Origin of the sequence: Sphingomonas metalli, from assembly GCF_014641735.1 — a bacterium.
Lineage (GTDB): Bacteria > Pseudomonadota > Alphaproteobacteria > Sphingomonadales > Sphingomonadaceae > Sphingomonas > Sphingomonas metalli.
Window position 1 is genome coordinate 1,049,496 of sequence record NZ_BMIH01000001.1, and the last position, 16,106, is coordinate 1,065,601.

General features: G+C 63.0%; 11 protein-coding genes, 1 tRNA gene and 2 pseudogenes. 6 read left to right on the forward strand and 8 right to left on the reverse strand.

All coding sequences use genetic code 11. From position 1 onward, the window contains the following. Positions 1-20: 20 nt before the first annotated feature. Positions 21-1,253 carry a PAS domain-containing protein gene (locus IEX18_RS05280; RefSeq protein WP_229664407.1) on the reverse strand — a complete coding sequence of 411 codons (1,233 nt, stop codon included), beginning with the start codon at positions 1,251-1,253 and terminating at the stop codon, positions 21-23. Positions 1,254-1,384: 131 nt separating this feature from the next. Between IEX18_RS05280 and IEX18_RS05285 the strand changes: the two genes are divergently transcribed. Both IEX18_RS05285 and IEX18_RS05290 read left to right on the forward strand, forming a co-directional pair. After that, positions 1,385-1,460 (forward strand) — tRNA-Thr (locus tag IEX18_RS05285). 160 nt (positions 1,461-1,620) lie between these two features. Beyond that, positions 1,621-1,839: a hypothetical protein gene (locus tag IEX18_RS05290; protein WP_188657616.1), complete on the forward strand. Its 219-nt coding sequence runs from the start codon at positions 1,621-1,623 to the stop codon at positions 1,837-1,839. Positions 1,840-2,045: 206 nt separating this feature from the next. On the opposite strand, the gene IEX18_RS05295 is transcribed toward IEX18_RS05290, so the two are convergent. The 6 genes and pseudogenes from IEX18_RS05295 to IEX18_RS18905 form a co-directional block, all read right to left on the reverse strand. Next, positions 2,046-2,417, reverse strand: coding sequence for a response regulator (locus IEX18_RS05295; protein WP_188657617.1), 372 nt, complete (start codon positions 2,415-2,417; stop codon positions 2,046-2,048). Continuing rightward, positions 2,417-5,773, reverse strand: coding sequence for a PAS domain S-box protein (locus IEX18_RS05300; protein WP_229664408.1), 3,357 nt, complete (start codon positions 5,771-5,773; stop codon positions 2,417-2,419). Before IEX18_RS05300 ends, IEX18_RS05295 begins: the two co-directional genes overlap by 1 nt. A gap of 623 nt (positions 5,774-6,396) precedes the next feature. Continuing rightward, on the reverse strand, positions 6,397-8,271 hold the full coding sequence (locus tag IEX18_RS05305; protein ID WP_188657618.1) for a TIR domain-containing protein: 1,875 nt from the start codon (positions 8,269-8,271) through the stop codon (positions 6,397-6,399). Positions 8,272-8,607: 336 nt separating this feature from the next. Continuing rightward, complete coding sequence (locus IEX18_RS05310; RefSeq protein WP_188657619.1) at positions 8,608-9,006, reverse strand: VOC family protein; 399 nt, start codon at positions 9,004-9,006, stop codon at positions 8,608-8,610. Between the two features lie 233 nt (positions 9,007-9,239). After that, positions 9,240-9,347 (reverse strand): annotated as a pseudogene (locus tag IEX18_RS18900) (PEPxxWA-CTERM sorting domain-containing protein); the annotation flags it as partial. A gap of 708 nt (positions 9,348-10,055) precedes the next feature. After that, positions 10,056-10,199 (reverse strand): annotated as a pseudogene (locus IEX18_RS18905) (PEPxxWA-CTERM sorting domain-containing protein); the annotation flags it as partial. 866 nt (positions 10,200-11,065) lie between these two features. Here IEX18_RS18905 and IEX18_RS05325 point away from each other — a divergent pair. Next, positions 11,066-11,461 (forward strand): response regulator, encoded by a 396-nt coding sequence (locus IEX18_RS05325; RefSeq protein WP_188657622.1) that lies wholly within the window; start codon positions 11,066-11,068, stop codon positions 11,459-11,461. 152 nt (positions 11,462-11,613) lie between these two features. Here IEX18_RS05325 and IEX18_RS05330 read toward each other — a convergent pair whose 3' ends face one another. Next, positions 11,614-11,814 (reverse strand): hypothetical protein, encoded by a 201-nt coding sequence (locus IEX18_RS05330; protein ID WP_188657623.1) that lies wholly within the window; start codon positions 11,812-11,814, stop codon positions 11,614-11,616. Positions 11,815-12,537: 723 nt separating this feature from the next. Between IEX18_RS05330 and IEX18_RS05335 the strand changes: the two genes are divergently transcribed. The 3 genes from IEX18_RS05335 (at position 12,538) to IEX18_RS05345 (ending at position 15,990) form a co-directional block, all read left to right on the forward strand. After that, positions 12,538-13,929: a DUF4139 domain-containing protein gene (locus IEX18_RS05335; protein WP_188657862.1), complete on the forward strand. Its 1,392-nt coding sequence runs from the start codon at positions 12,538-12,540 to the stop codon at positions 13,927-13,929. Next, entirely contained in the window at positions 13,929-15,482 is a 1,554-nt protein-coding gene (locus IEX18_RS05340; protein WP_229664372.1) for a DUF4139 domain-containing protein, read from the forward strand. The genes IEX18_RS05335 and IEX18_RS05340 overlap by 1 nt, the downstream gene beginning before the upstream one ends. A 238-nt stretch (positions 15,483-15,720) precedes the next feature. Then, a complete protein-coding gene (locus tag IEX18_RS05345) occupies positions 15,721-15,990 on the forward strand; it encodes a hypothetical protein (protein ID WP_188657624.1) in 270 nt (89 codons plus the stop codon). Positions 15,991-16,106: the final 116 nt, after the last annotated feature.

Consider the following 16,106-nt stretch of genomic DNA (forward strand, 5'->3'; position numbering starts at 1 on the left):
GGCCGATACCGCGGCGGGACCTACCCCGCCCGCATCACCCGCGCGGCGAGCGCCGCGTCGGCGACGCTGCCGACGATTTCCAGCACGCCGTCCGCGCCCATCCGCGCGACCAGCACGACCGCCTCGCCCTCGGCCGCCTCGACCGCAAGCGGCAGGCGGGCGAGCACCGGGCGATCCGCCAGCGGCGCGGTGGCGGTCGCGGCGGCGGCCGGGCGGCGCGCCTGGCGCTCCGCTGCGACGACCGCCTTGATCCCGCCCTCGAAGCCTTCGAGGAACTGCGTCAGCCGCCCCGCGCCGATGCCGTGCCGGCGGGCATGCGCCAGGACGGTGGCGAACTCGGCGAGCCGCGTCTTGTCGTAGTCGACGCCGAAGACGAGCTTGACGATCGGCGTCATCGGGGCACGCGGCTGGATAGCGATACCGGCATCGAGCACGAGCGTCAGATAGGCGCCCTGGTCGGCATCGGCCGCCAGGGCGAAGTCGTGCGCCCGGCCCAGTGCCCGGTAGAGCGCGGCGCGGCTGCGGCTGTCGGCGGCGCGCGCCGCCGCGGCGGTCTCGCGCGCCAGTCCCAGCGCATCGGCGAGCGTGCCGGCCGGCAGCTCGGGCTCGGCCGCGGCCTCGGCGCCCGGGCCATCGGCCCAGATCGGGGCCTCCGGCGCGGCCGGGGCCGGCGCGGCGCGCACCGCGGCGGCCAGTTCGGCGCCCAGGCTCGCCTGGACGACCGGGTCGGCCAGCTCCTTCCAGTTGATCACGCCGTAGATATAGTCGATCGCCCCGCCATCCACCGAGGCGAACGGCATCAGGATGCCGCGATACAGGGTGGTGCGGCCGCGGGCGTTGACGAATTCCGCCTCGAACCCGACCGGTGCCCGGTTGGCGATGATCTGGAGATGATGGTCGGTCAGCCGCGACAGCAGCGAGCGGCTCGGTACGTCGGCGACGCGCGCGATCGTCCCCTCCAGCGCGCATTCCTCGGCGAGGCGCGCGCCCAGATAGGTGATGGCGGGATTGTCGGCGTCGTCGGCGAAGTCGAGCAGCACGCCATGCGCGCCGAAATCGGCCGCGCGAGCGGGATCGAGATCGGCGATCGTCGGAAACGGCCGCCCCTTCAGCAGCGACACCCAGTGATTATAGGCGCGGACATGCATCCGCCGCTCGTCGCCGCCCAGCTCGAACAAGGGCTCCTCGCCCCCGGGCGCGATCGCATATGCGGCATCAAGCTCCAGCACATCCGGCCCGTGATGCACGTCCATCGTCATTCCCCATCTAGGTCGACGCCGGGAATGGACGATCTTTGGTAAAGAGTGCGTAAATCCGCGACACCGCTTGTCAGGCCCCGACCCGCCTGATAAGTGCGCAGCCCTCAGCGGCCCCGTGCCGCCGTGCCGCTTTAGCTCAGCTGGTAGAGCATCGCATTCGTAATGCGGGGGTCACAGGTTCGAGTCCTGTAAGCGGCACCACTACTTTCAGCAGGCAAATGCGAAGCGTCCTAGCGAACGGCCGTCGGGCTGGGGTGTCGCTTGGGTCCTTCGTGGGACGACTTCCAATTGGTGCGAAGGCCAACCGACCGCCGAAGCTGCTTGTCCCTTTCGCGCGTTGATCACGAAAGGAGATCGCTAAATGCGGTTCGTTCAGATCGAAATGTTGCCGGAAGGCAAGGCGCTGGTCGACATCGACAAGCTGACCCATGCGGTGCCGCTGGATGAAGGCTCACGGTTGTTCCTGGGCGCGCAGCACCTCGACGTGCCGCACACGCTTGGTGAGCTGGAGAACGTACTGGCCGGACGCGAGCGAACCGACGACGGCGAACAAGGCGGCGCGGGTTTTCACGTCCGCTGAGCCTGCGAGCCCTCGCCCAGCGGCGGGGAAGAAAGACCCAGAAACGGTCATCCAGAGGTCTCCACCGGCTTCCCGACATCCGGCATTCGTTCATGTTCGAAGTAGCCGGCGACACGCTGAAAGCGGATCGTTGCCTGATAGCCCCAAGCCCGTCCCGAAAAGGATGGTGCTTTGAGATTAGAAGGCCGGCGCTAGGCGACCTTCTTCTATGCGCTCATGCGCTCGATTTCGCTCAGCACGTGACGGGGATCGAAGGGCTTGGGGACGAAGAAGGACCGATCTGGTAGATCAGCCCGTGTCGGGGTAATCGCACCTGACACGACGGCGATCAGCACCGGCGGATGCCTATCCCGGACATAATGTGCCAGACGAAGACCATCCATCGAACCCTTCATCTGGATATCAGTAAGCACGATCTGAACTTCCGGGTGGGCCGCCAGGACCTCTATAGCTTCTTCGGCGTTTTCGGCCTCGAATACCGTAAAACCGCGATCTTCAAAAAAGTCCATGAGGTCGTGACGTATGAAAACCTCATCCTCAACGATGAGGATGGCGCGTGCAGAAATTGCCTGACCCATTACGCTTTTACCAATTCACCAGCGCCGCTTAGCGGAGCGTTAATTCGAAACTCTACGCCACCAGGGGGATAGCTGAGTGCTGTCTCACCTCGAAAGTATGACCGTAGCGAACGTTCGATCATTCGCGTCCCGAACCCTCTGCGCGTTGGAGGGGACACTACTGGCCCCGCCTGCTCCTGCCAGAGCAGGGAGAAATCCGGATCGGCTTCCGATCCAACTACCTGCCAAGTCAACGCCACCCTGCCCGCATCGTTGCTCAGCGCGCCATATTTAATTGCGTTAGTGCCAAGCTCGTGAACCGCAAGCGTCAGTGCCAATGCCGCCTGTGGGTTGAGCCGGACGGCGGGACCCTCGAGAGACACGCGATCCCGACACCCTCCGACAGCCGCGAGGCCTGCCTCAAGGATCGCGATCAGGTCCGATGCCTCCCACGAGGTCGCGGTCAGTACGTCGGTGGCGCGACCGAGGGAAGCAAGGCGTGCTGAGAAAGCTGCCGACGCTTCCTCCAGCGTTACCGCATCACGCAGCGTCTGATTGGCGATCGACTGGACGATCGCCAGGACGTTCTTCAGCCGGTGGCTCAGTTCCCCATTAAGCAGACGCTGTTGCTCGCGCGCTTCTTCGAGGGTGGTATGGTCGCGCGACACCGAAAGGATGCGTTCGACCCGGCCATGCTCGCCGAAGATCGGCGATACCGAGATGGACCAGAACTTGGGGGTGCCCAGGTAGGTATCGGCCGCCGCCTCGAAGTGGAACGATCTTCCAGCTTTCGCGGCGTCGATACCCTCTCGCGCTAGTCCGCCCCCGGCAACGTCTAGGAAGTCGGGCCAAGGGCAGCCACGCACCTCGTTGAAGTCGCTGATCTCCATGACCCTCATGCCGCCATCGCTCATGAAGGTCAGTTCACCGTCGAGGTTAAGCACCTTGATGCAGTCGGTCGAAGCGGAGAGCACGCTTCGCATGAAGCTCTCGCTCTCCCGCAGTTCGTCTTCGGCCCTTCGACGTTCGATGGCAGTGCGAATGCGTGTCGCTGCGTCTGATAGGAAAGCAATTTCTTCTGGTGCCCATGCACGAGGCGCATCGTCATGAACGAAGAAGATCGCGACTGTCCGGCCGTTCTCGACGAGTGGCATGTTCACCATCGTCCGGACCGCCAGGTCTTCAAGCGCGTTGGTAGCTGGGGCGGTACGTGGATCAAGCCGTACATCCGGCACGATGACAGCGCGACCAGCGCGGATGTCGCTGGCATGACTGCCATAATCACTGAGACGGTAGGTACCGGTCAGGCTTGGATAACCCTTGGCCGTCCAGTCTTCCGGCACCTCGAAGGTTTCGCCATCGATTGCGAGGGTGCCATAGCCCACGCGACCGACACCAAGCGCCTTGCCCATGATCGCGGTCGCGGAACGGATCGCGCCGTTGATGTCATTGATGTCGTTCAGCACATGACCAAGCTCGACCAACGCGTCGCGTCGTTGCTCAGCGCGGATGCGATCGGTGACCTCCATGAAGATGACCGTGAATCGATCACCTCCGGCGGGCTGGCAAACCCCGTCATACCAGCGCTCAAGCTGCCCAATCTGCCGGGTGAAGCGCACGGCCTCGCCAGTATCGACCACCCTGGCGAACTCCATCACCCATTCGTCTTCGATGCCGGGAAACAGCTCGCGGACCGTCTTGCCGATCACGGCTCCGCGCTCAATTCCGACAAGGTCGTACCAAGCATTGTTGACCTCGTCATAGCGCCAGTCGACGATATCGCCGGCCGCATCGCGGACGACTTCACCCAGAACAAAGCCTTCCTCAAGCGTCTCGAACAGGCCGCGCCACTTCGCCTCGTTGGCGCGCAGTTCCGCTGTCGCCCGATCGCGCTCCGCTTCGATGGCGCGCCGCTCGTTGATGTCGATAAGAACGCCGGGGAAGCTCTTCGCTGAACCATCGGCGTCTCGATCGACCCGACCATTCGCCTCGATCCAGCGATAGTCGCCATCGGCATGACGCACGCGGTATTGATGAGCGTAGGCACCGCCCCGCTCGATCACGGCATTGATCGCGTCCGCCAAGCCCGCCTGATCGTCGGGATGAACCGTGGCAACGATCTGCGCGAGAGGGATGCCATCGCGACCGAGCTCCGGATCAAGGCCGAAGGATCGCGCAAAGGCATCGTCGATTGTGAAGCGGTCAGTCGGAATATCCCAGTGCCACGTGCCGATGATCGCGCCCGCTTCGAGCGCGAGCTGAACGCGTTCGATATTCTCCCGCGCTGTTACCTCGCTGATGCGCAGGCGGTCCTGCGCCTCTCGGCGGGCGGTCACATCGTTGAACAGGATGGCAATCTGCCGATCGTCGGGATTGCCGACGCGGACCGCCCGAACGTCGAACCAGCGCTCGAACGCCTCGGCGTAATTCTCGAAGTTCGCTGGCTCACCAGTCTTGGCTACGTGGCCATAGGTGTCGAACCAGAATTGCTCGAGGTCGGGTGCGAACTCGCTGACCCATTTGCCACGCAGGTTGACGCCCGCCTGTGCCTCGAACGCGGGGTTGGCCTCGACGAAGCAATAGTCGATGGGTCGATCATGGGCATCGAACTTGACCTGCACGATGGCGAAGGCCGCATCGATAGTCTGCGTGATCGTCTGAAAACGATCTTTCGCGCGACGCAACGCAAGGCCATCGAGATGCTCACGGGTGCGGTCACGCAGGATCTTCACGAACCCTAAATGCCTGTCAGCATCATCCAATAGCGGGAGCATTTCTCCCGATGCCCAGAAACGCTCACCGGATTTACGCAGGTGCCAGCGCTCGTCATTAGCGCAGCCCTTCTCCAACGCTCCGGACATCTCGTGCCCGATGCGGTCCGTGGCGCGATCTTCCTGGGTGAAGAAGCGTTCCGCTGTCTGGCCGCGCATCTCTTCGGCGCTCCATTCTAGGATCTTCTCTGCGCCCGGGTTCCCGTCGGTGACGATCCCATCGGGATCGGTGACGATCATCGCGATATCGGAGGCATTGTCGAAGATCGCTCGGTAGCGGGCCTCGCTGGCGCCAAGCGCCGCCTGACTGACCTGCAAATCGGCTACGAGACGCTGGGACTGCGTGAGCTCGGCGTTCGCGCCGGCCATTTCACGGCTGTGCTTCTTTGCCGCCAGATCTGCGTCAGAACGCGCGTTCAGCGTGCGGCGGTCAGCGTCGATCGTTTGCTGCCGGCTTGCGGTCAGTTCGCTTAGATGACGGTGGTCGCGTACAGCCTGCCGCCCGCTCACGGCCTCCGCCTCAACGCTGGCAGAAGCGAGGGCCGCGCGTAGCTGCGCTACCTCTGCTTCAAGTTCCTCTCGCGTCATCTCTTTCAAGGAATGCATCGTCAACACGTCGTCCGTTCGTCGCTTCACTGCGACTTGTTAGATTGCCCTGATCCTAGCGATTTAGGGGAGAGCAATGCCTCAGCGGCATCCGGGCACCGTACTCACTTTTGGTGCATTCCGCTATTCGGCTCGGAAGGTCGAGGGCGAACGGAAACGCAGTGGCCGTTGATGCAGCTGCAAATCGTACCGTGCTCCATTGCCAGTTCCCGAAAGCGAAGGTTCCAGAGGGACAGCATTGGCGAGCTCAGGCTCCAGAGGCCTCCCGATCCAGCCGTTTTCCCCGAATCTATTCCCAATCGCATCTTCCCGAAACGGCCCGTCGGAGATGGAGAAACGGGACTGCCGCGAGAAGTCGAAACGGCTGGCTCCGGGATGCCGCGCCAATCTGCTAAAACGGCAAACGATGGGTCGGTGTTGCTCGTCAGTTTGAGACGGCGACGACCCAGAATCGGTCATTCATCGCGGCCTTGTCGCTGCCGAGATCCTGCCGCTCGTTCACCTTGCAATAGGCGTTTCTCTTAGAGCCTAACTTGATGATCGAACGTCCGGCATTAGGTGGAAAGCGGACATTACGATGACCAGTGATGCCCGGCAGTGAATGTTAATCCTCGCTGAGGAACTCACGAAAATCCGATCTTGCGCGGCCACTCGCCGAAGCGAGGGTCGGAGCGGATTGGCACGAGCAGCGGGTCCGTCTTAAGGTTGGCCAGACCGGGATCGAGCGCGTCCCATGCTCGCCCCAGCGCTTGGAATGCGGCGTCTTTCTCACCTCGCCAAGAGTGGGCCTCGGCAATTTGATATTGAGCGTTGTCACTGTGGTTGTCGATGAGCTCTTTAAGCGCGCGATCGGAGGCGGCACGATCGGTGGTGGCGGTCGCGGCGGCTACGTATGCCGGTCCAAAAGGAAGTTCGGGCGGAATGCGTTTGGCCGCCTTCAACGCTTCTACAGGCTGGCCTTTCGCCAATTGGGCTAGCGCTAGCGCATATAGCGCTGGGGGATCGTTGGGGAAGCTGGCGAGACCGGCTTGTGCCGAGGTGATCGCGTCATCGAACAGCCCGAGATTGACTAGCATCGCAGCCCGGCTGATCGGGTTTCTCGCTCGAAGGGGATCGCTGGCCTCAAGGCGCGAGTAGAGGGCGATCGCTTCCCTATTGCCTTGTCTCGCAAGAAAATTAGCTGCCTTGCGAAGAACCACGGCGTCGTTGGCAGATGCTTTCAAGGCTGCGTCGAACGCGCTTGCCGCACCGCGCAGATCAAGGCGGTTCTCCAGCACGGCGCCCAGCGCAGACAACGCCGGTCCCCAATTGGGCGCCAAGCTGATCGCACGCCGAGCGTCGGCTTCTGCGTTGGTCAGTTCAGCTCGAAGCGCGCCGCCGCCGAGGCTTTTTGCTGCGATGATGACGCGAGCATCGGCTCTGCTGGCATAGGGCTTGGCAAAGTTTGGATCGGCGGCGATCGCCGCATTTAGTAGTTCGATCGCCCGCTCATTCTCGTTTTTTCTGACCAACTCGACACCCTGAAGGTAGGCATCGCGAGCTCTTGGATTGTTCGTGCCACCGACCGCCAGCAGTGCCTTCTGCACCCCGCCCAAGGTAATGCTTAGCGCGCTGGCTACGCTTTCGGCAATGCCGGTCTGAATGGCCAGCGCGTCTCCAATCGGACGTGTGTAAGCCTCGGACCAACGGGTTAGCCCACTTACACCATCGACCAACTGTGCATTGATGCGCAGCGTCCCCGAACCGCGCCGCACGCTGCCGGTCAGAATGTTCGCTACGCCAAGTTTGGCCGCTGCGGTCGCCACATCTGCGTCGCGCATCAGCTCCGAAGATGTGCGCGCTGCGACCTTTAAGCTGGCAATACGAGTGAGTGCGTCGCGCAGCTCCTCGGCAATGCCATCGGAAAAATAGGCCTGGGTCGGGTCGCCGCTCAAGTTCTCAAATGGAAGCACTGCCACACTGTCGCCCGGCGCGCCTTGTCGGTGCAGCGCCCACCAACCACCTGCGCCTGCTGCAGCAACTGCTGCGACGCTCCCGCCGATAACGAGCCGTCGATCGAGGCCTCGCTTTGCCTGATAGGCCTGCGGGCTCGGACGCGGGGTGCCGGCAAGCACCGCGCGCGCTGCCCCCAGCACCTCCAGATAGCGCGGGTCCTTGCGATCGCCCCTCCATCCGATCAGCGATGCCGCCTGCGTCTCGCCAAAGCCAAGCGGCGGCTCGACGGGATCGATGCGAACGGGGAGATAAGTGCCGCGCCGGAGCGATCGCGTGGCCTCGTCGCGGACGAAGCTGCCTTCCGATCCAACCGATCGCTCGCTCCACACCACCAGCACGCAGCCCGCGCGGCTCAGGTTCGTCTCTATGCTCTCTCGCCACGACGAGCCGCTGCCAATATGCGTGTCCCACCACACGCTGATCCCGTCGGCCTCAAGTGCGGCAACCAGCGGCGCGACGCGCGCACGATCCTCGGACTTATATGACACAAACAGGTCGGTCATTGCGCGCCCCAGCTTCCCCGATGCATGTCGTAAGGATCGATGTTGCGATCGGGAAGTGAAAAGGCAGCAGCAACGTCCACTAGTGGGCGGAAGAAGCCGCTTCGCCCGACGGTGATGACGACCCAGATACGGACGTCTGTATCGCTCCGGCGGCATTCGGGGAGCGGACGCTCGTTCAGCACGAGGTTTTCGGGCCATCGTTGCCCCATGAAGGAACGTCCGTTTGCGGAAACCGAGATCCACCGTCCGAACGGCTGAACCTAGCGGAAAACGGACAGTAGCAGAATCGTATGATCGAAGGCTGCCGATGTCGGAAGCAGACTTGTCCCAAACGGATCAGACAGGAAAATGAATTCCGCACAATTTGTTGCCGTCAGGATCACGAAAATAGGCCAGCTCGATGGTGCCCATCGATTTAGTTTGGCGCGGACCGGGCGGGGATTCAATAGAAGTGCCGCCAGCAGCAACGGCGGTATCGTGAAGCTGCTTCACTTGCTCGGGTGAGTCGCATGAAAAGGCGACAGTGCTGCCGTTGGCAACGCTGGCCGGTTCATCGTTGATCGGCTGGCTGACGATGAAGTTGGCCCCGTTGCCGTTATTGTAGATCAGACGAGTATGGCCGCTGTCAGCGATGTTCCGCGTCCCTTCCCCAGCACCCAAGGTGGCGAGTACCGTGTCGTAGAAGCGCTTGGAACGTTCGATGTCGTTCGATCCGACCATGGTGTGAAAAAGCACACGTATTCTCCCGAAGGCTGAGCGACTTCCGATCGCCGTTAGCGGTCCAGCTTAGCTGGTACATATAGCGCAGTCATCCCCGGCGCTTGAGTCGTGCGCTCCCGGGCGTTAGCCAAACAGCCGCTCTCGGAATCGAGGCAGCCTGATTGGGCGCATGATCGCCGTTGTAAGCAAACATGGGAGAGCCGTCAGCCTTTCGACTGACGGCCTACTCCGTTTCATGGTATCAATCCTTATGTGAAGGCGATCTTCGTAGCGCGGCGACGATTGCGAGCGGCACCGCCGACCATTCCAAAGCCGATCAGCATCATCGTCCACGTGGACGGCTCGGGCACGGCCCCCACGCTTGCGGGGCTCGAAGTAGCAGGCCCGAACGCTGAGATGGTCCCGTTCCCGTTCACCCGATAGCGGTCATTTGCCACACCGTCCTGATGGAAGAACGCGATGTTGGTAGCTGAGCCTGCGTTGAAGCGAACACCGCTGCCGTCGAGGAACGTCGGTCCGGTGGTGAAGTAGTAATAGGGCGAACCGGTATCGAACAGGCCGCTGATAGCCGTGCCGTTGATCGTCCCGGAAATGCCGGTGATCGCGAGAGCGGACTGCCCAAAGCGCTCGACGAGGGTGTCCGAGGTGGTGAACGTACCGCGGATCGTTTGATTGGCCCCGCCGAACAGAGTGTCCGTGGTGTCGAAGGTGAAGTTGAACTGCGCAGCCGAAGCTTGCGTCCCGACCAACGCGCTTGCAGCTGCGAGCAGAGCGTAAAGCGTCTTCATTTCAGGAGCCCTCCGGTTGAGCCGGCTGTAGCGCGGGCTCTGCGAGAAGGTACGTTGGGCAAGAAGCTATGGTTGCTCACCTATTTAACTATTTTGAGTCCCAAGGCGGGATGCGCCTGTTGCGATAATGTATACACTGCTAGGGCGACAGCGGGATGTCCGCTTTCGAGCAGTGAGTCGGGCCAGGCGGACGGCCGATTGTGGTGGAAACCAGACTCGGAAAAGCCGCTAGCCTTGCGACTGACGGCTTCTCGCGCTCAGCCTTCCGGGGATCAGCTAGGCGAGCGACACCTTGACGCTGCGACGACGGTAGCGAGCCGCACCGCCAACCATGCCGAAGCCGACCAGCAGCATCGCCCAAGTGGCAGGCTCGGGCACCGTCGGCGCACCGACGACAGTGATGGTGAAGACATCTGCATTCAGACCAGAATTGAACCCAACCGTCACGAGCCCGGGGTTCAATCCAAGAGAGGCGAGCGTTGAATTTGCAAAGGTCGAAGTACCGCTGGTGAGCGTATTAGACACGTAGCCACCCGATACCGCCAGGAAGTTGAAGCCACCGTAGACACCAGCGATATTCCCAGTGCTAGACGTAGGGCTGATTAGGCCAACGCCAGTGCCCAGAAGTCCATTATAGGTCAACGTTGTGTTTAGTAGCGTTGAGTTACCCCCGCCAATAAGAGCGATGTTACGACCAGGCGAGATAAAGGCGCTATCGTTATTGGTAGAGAACACCCCTAACCCTGTCGTGTTCAGCGTGCCAGTGCCGGAAGCTACTACGTCGTTGCCGACTTGCTGAAACGTGACCGAGTAAGCCGCCTCGGCCGTTCCCGACCACCCCAGTGCCAAAGCGGCGCTCAACGCCGCTGCTACGAAATTCTTCATCCCTGTTCCCCTATTGGGTTAGCATCACCCCGCCTCTCGCCGTTAACTTAGATTCATAATCTAGTCGCGGGTTATTTCATCTCAGCCCAGTGGCGTGCCGTATCGGGACGACGATCCTGGCCAATGGGACTGTCCGATATGTCGGCTTTTGGGGCGTAAGCGGACATCGACAGGGGTAAGAGTGGGGTACGGGCATGGTCGTCGAAGCCCTCTCCCCTTGGCGACCTAGCCGCGCGGCGGAGGACGCCTCCGCCACATCACTTCCCCTTCCACACGGCGCCATCCTCACTCAAAATCGTCCCTCGAGATTCCGGTAGCGCCCAGATAGGTAAGGCCCACGTGCTTGTATTGACAACGATGTCAGCCGAAGGGCTAAGCCCCTATTATCAATCGGAATTTGCGTGTCCAAACCCACACTCCTGCTAATCGTCGAAGATGAGCCGGTTATTTTGATGCATATCGAGGAAACGCTGACGGAGGGTGGCTTCCAGGTGATCGTCAGCCACGACGGTGATGCCGCTTTTGCGGCTCTTAGCGACGATCGAGATGCACCAGTCGGCATCATCACCGATGTACGATTGGGAAAAGGCCCAAATGGATGGGACGTTGCCCGGTTTGCGAGGGAGAGGCACCCCTCCATTGCAGTTGTATACGTCACAGCAGAGAGCGCTGCTGATTGGACAGCCTACGGCGTGCCGAAAAGCGTTTTGGTTCCAAAGCCGTTTGCCGGAGCGCAACTGATCACAGCGATCTCCGGGCTTTTGAATGATCAAGCTTCCGCAATGACCTCGGGCTGAGACGATCGATGCTGTCGCAGGACGGTGGGGTACGGCAGGGGTACGAGTCCTCAGCTGGGCGCCGCTACTGACTTCGCTGTCGGCTCGCGCCGCGGAGGTTGCCTCCGCCTCCGCTACGTTCGCTCTTGGTGGATAGCGGACGAAAGCTTCCGCTATCCAAGCGTATCCAAGATCGCGATTGTCGGTGCGAGCAGGGCGTAAATCGCGACGATCACTCGCGTGCTTCTCGCATAGCCTTTGCGCGCCAAGAACCAGCCGAACACCAGGGGCACAGTCAGAAGCCCGAGCATCAAAGGGCCGCTTATCTGGCGGTTTCGAGGATGGCCTTGTTGACCCGTCGTGTGGCTGGTCACGCTGGACATCTCTCCTTCTAAACACGGATCACGAATGTCAGCAATTAGGCGAGAGCGGACGTTGACTAGGTCATACCGCGTCGGGTTTGGTCGACGGACAGCATGGTTGACCCCTGAGTGAGCAGGTCTGGCGCAGGTCGTAATTTGCTCGTTTCCCATTGCAAAGCGCTTCCAGAAGGATGCGGCTCAGTCTGCTTCACGTGCCCGTTTGGGACGTCCGTGGGTCGTTTAGGCTCACACCTCCGAAGCAACGCTCAAGATGGCGGAAATCCTCAACTTTCCCGCAAGCGTAAGTAGCCTTCGTAATGCGGGGGTCACAGGTTCGAGTCCTGTAAGCGGCACCACTCCTTCCGTAAGGCAAACCGAAAACGTCCAATTGGAAGGGCGTTCGGCTGGGTTGCTGAGTGGGTCCTGTTTGGGGCGCCTTTGGACAGAAGGTGACCCACCTTCGGCCATCCAACACGTGTTCTCGTCTCCCCAACTTTTGCCTTTCGTTCAGAATGCCAGCGTTTACTTTAGCAGGCTTCGTTTTGTGACGTGATGGGGAGCCGCGCGGATCTCTGTCCCTCCTCCAACGGGTAGCCTCACGCCGCGATGAGCCGAGCATGTTCCGATCGGCGCCCTGACAATGCCGCGTTGCCTCTCCGACCCGACCGCGCCATTGTCATGCCAATCAGGGAGGGTGATGTGGGTAAGCACTTCTGGCGAGCGGGCTGTCTGGCGATGCTACTCGGATCGACGGCGGCCGCCGCTCAGCAGCTTCCCCCGCCCTCCGACGCGCCCGCCGCGGGCAGTGCGCAAGGCGACGTGTCGGTGACCATCTACAACAACGACGTGGCTCTGGTGCAAGACGTCCGCCAGCTGCCGCTGGGGAAAGGCCAGGTGCGGCAGAACTTTCCCGACGTCAGTGCCGCGATCCGGCCGGAAACGGTGTCGCTGGTCGTGCCCGATGCCGCAGTCGTCGAGCAGAACTTCGACTACGACCTGCTCAGCCCGTCGAGCTTGATGGAAAAGGCAGTCGGCGAGACCATCACGCTGGTCCGCACCAACCCCGCCACAGGCACCGAGTCCCGCGACCGGGCCAAGGTGCTGGCCGTGAACGGCGGCGTGGTCATCGAGGTGAACGGCCATGTCGAGGTGCTGCGCGACGACGGGCTTCCTGTCCGCGCGGTGTTCGACAGGGTGCCGGATGCGCTTAGGGCCCGCCCGACGCTGTCAGTGACGCTGGCCAGCAACCGCGTGGGCACGCGACCGGCGACGCTCTCCTATCTCAGCCGGGGTCTCGGCTGGCGCGCCGATTGTGTTGCGCTGTTCGACGACCAGAGTGGAACGGCGGACATGCAGGGCTGGGTGACGCTCAGGAACATCAGCGGCACTACCTTCTCGAACGCCAAAACGCTGTTGGTCGCGGGCGAGGTCGGCAGCGCCGATGACGACAACGGCAACTACACGCCTCGACGGCGGCGGGTGACGCGCACCACCCCAGGCACCGAGACCGCTGCGCGCGAGCAGCTCGGCGACTTCTATCTCTATCCGCTGACCGAACGCACCACGATTGCCGACAAGCAAACCAAGCAGGTCAGCTTTCTGGACGCCAAGGGCGTGGCGGCAAGCTCGGGCTACCGTTTCGAGAACGCGTGGCTCGGGAGCTCGGACGAGCCGCGCAGCGTTCAGTCGGTACTGCGCTTCAGTAACTCCGGCGCAGCGGGCATGGGCGACGCACTGCCGGCTGGCGTGGTGAGGGTTTACGTCCGTGACGCGCGCGGCCAGCCGCAGTTCATCGGCGAGAACCGCATCCAGCACACGCCGCAGGGCTCGACAATCGCGCTACCCACGGGCGACGCGTTCGACGTCAAGATCCAGCCGACCACGGTCTCGCGCGTGAAGCAGGGCGACGGCCGCTGGCGGACGGCGGTGCGCTACAAGCTGACCAACGCGCGGTCGCGGCCTGCGACGGTCGAGCTGATACAGGGCGGCCTTGATTGGGGCGACGTGCGCGTTGTCGAGGACAGCGCCAAGGGCGAACGCCGCAATGCCGGAACCTACGCCTGGCAGGTGCCGGTGCCGGCCAACGGCAGTGCCGTGGTGAGCGCAACCTTCGACACGCGCTACTGATGCTGCGCCGGCTGCTGGCGGCGGCCATACTGGCAATGGCGGTCGTCGCAACGCCGCTGCACGCCGAGCCGGTCACGGTCACCTCCGCCGCGCCCGACCGCGTCTCGCTAACCGTCTACCGTGGCCCCGACGGCAGCGGCGCGATGAACCTGCGATTCCTGCAAGGGTTCGCGCTCGTGACGGAGACCCGGCGCATTCGGCTGCCGCGTGGGACCGCCGTGGTGCGGTTCGAGGGCGTGGCAGAGGGAATCGTGTCGGTTAGTGCCATAATCGACGGGCTGCCCGGAGGCACGATCGAGAAGAACCGCGACGCCCGCCTGCTTTCGCCAGCGTCGCTAGTTGACGGCACGCTTGGCCGACGGATCACGCTGACCCGCACCGACAAGGCAACCGGCCGGGCAGTCAGTGAGGAGGCGACGATCGTCGCCGGCCCGCGGCCCGGGGTGATCGTGCAGACGGCCGCGGGCATCGAGGCGCTGCGCTGCTCGGGCCTGCCCGAGCAACTGGGGTATGCGGGGGTGCCGGCCGGGCTGTCCAGCAAGCCGGTGCTGAGCGTTACCACCACCAGCTCGGCGGCGGCGACGGTGACGGTTCGGCTGACCTATCTTGCCTCCGGGTTCGACTGGCGGGCGAGCTATGTGGCCACGCTCGCTCCCGATGGCCGCGCGCTCGACCTGTTTGCCTGGATGACGCTGGCCAACGGCAATGACGAGGTGTTCCCCCAGGCCGAGGTGCAGGCGGTCGCCGGTCGGCTCAACCGGGTGGCCGTGTCGGCGATCCCGCAGGAGGCAAGCGCGCTGCGGCTGGTCTGCTACCCGCTCGGGACGACCACCTCCGACTTGCGCGCGCGCAAATTCGAGCCGGCTGAGCCAATCGAGCCTGCCGATGAGATCGTGGTGACGGCAATGAACATGGCGACACTTGCTCCGCCTGCACCTCCTCCGCCGCCGGCGCCGGCGCCGGAGGACCTTGGCGACCTGAAGCTCTACCGGATCCCGGTAGCGACCACTGTCGCGGCGCGCGCGCAGAAGCAGGTGGCGCTGCTAGCGCAAAGATCGGTGCCCTTCGAGCGGCGGTATCGGCGAGCGGTTCATCCAGGCGAGCGGATCGACGCCGCATCGACTGCGATTGTACTGATGTTGAAGAACGAAAAGACGAACGGCTTAGGCGTGCCGCTGCCTGCTGGTAGCACCGCGCTTTACGCTCGGCGGGCGGACGAGCGGCTCTTGCTCGGACTGGGGGCGATCACGGATCGCTCCGTCGGTGAGACCTTCCGCCTCGCAGCCGGCGTGAGCAGCCAGGTGACGGTGACGCAAGTAGACGTAGCTCCGCGCGACCCCTTGCGGGTGACCCGCATCGCTCTAGGTTCCCGAGAGGCGATGCTGACGGTGAGTAACGCTACCCCATTTGCGGTAAGGCTCGACGTGCCGATCGGAGCTGCGGGGCAGCAGATCGAGGCGGAAGCCCAGGATGTTGGCCGCATCGAGGGAGTCGTCACTTGGTCGCCGACGCTCGCGCCGGGCGGCCAAGCTGAGCTGCGCTACCGCTATTAGAGCGTCACACAGGACACGAGCGCACCGCTCGTTCACCTTCGGCGCGGCTGCTGGATAGACGTCGCGACGACCCAGTAGCGGACATTCACCAGGCCTAATTCGCCTCCCACCTTCGGCCATTTGTTCAGGTCGACGGCGGGGCCGCGGCGGCGCCGCTGATCGTTGCCCGGATGCCGCTTCCGCCATCATTCCGTCGAGGGACCAAGACACCCGACGACTTCTTGCTGCCCTGTAAGGCGTGATGCTGTCGGCGACAGCGCCCGCCATCGATCCCGACGGAATAGCGGCCGCCATGCCGGCGCCGGCCGCCGGTGATCGGCTCGTGAAGCTCGATGACGATCAACCCGGGCCTCAGCAGCTCCCCTTTGCTTTTCTCGCCGGACTTCCAAGCTGGAACGGCGAGGTGTGCGTCAGTTGGACAGCACCTCAAGTGCTCATTGCGAACGTGACGAGAGACATGTCGGAGGCCGGGATCTCGGGTCCGAATGAACAGGGCCAAGCTCAGTGACGACGAGGCTCCAGAAGCGGGCGCTCAGGTCGTCGCCCTCCTGCTCGGCCCGGGCAACCTCGGCGATCGCCTTTTCGACAGCCTTTCGGCCGGAGGCCGCGCGCAGCTCCGCCGCT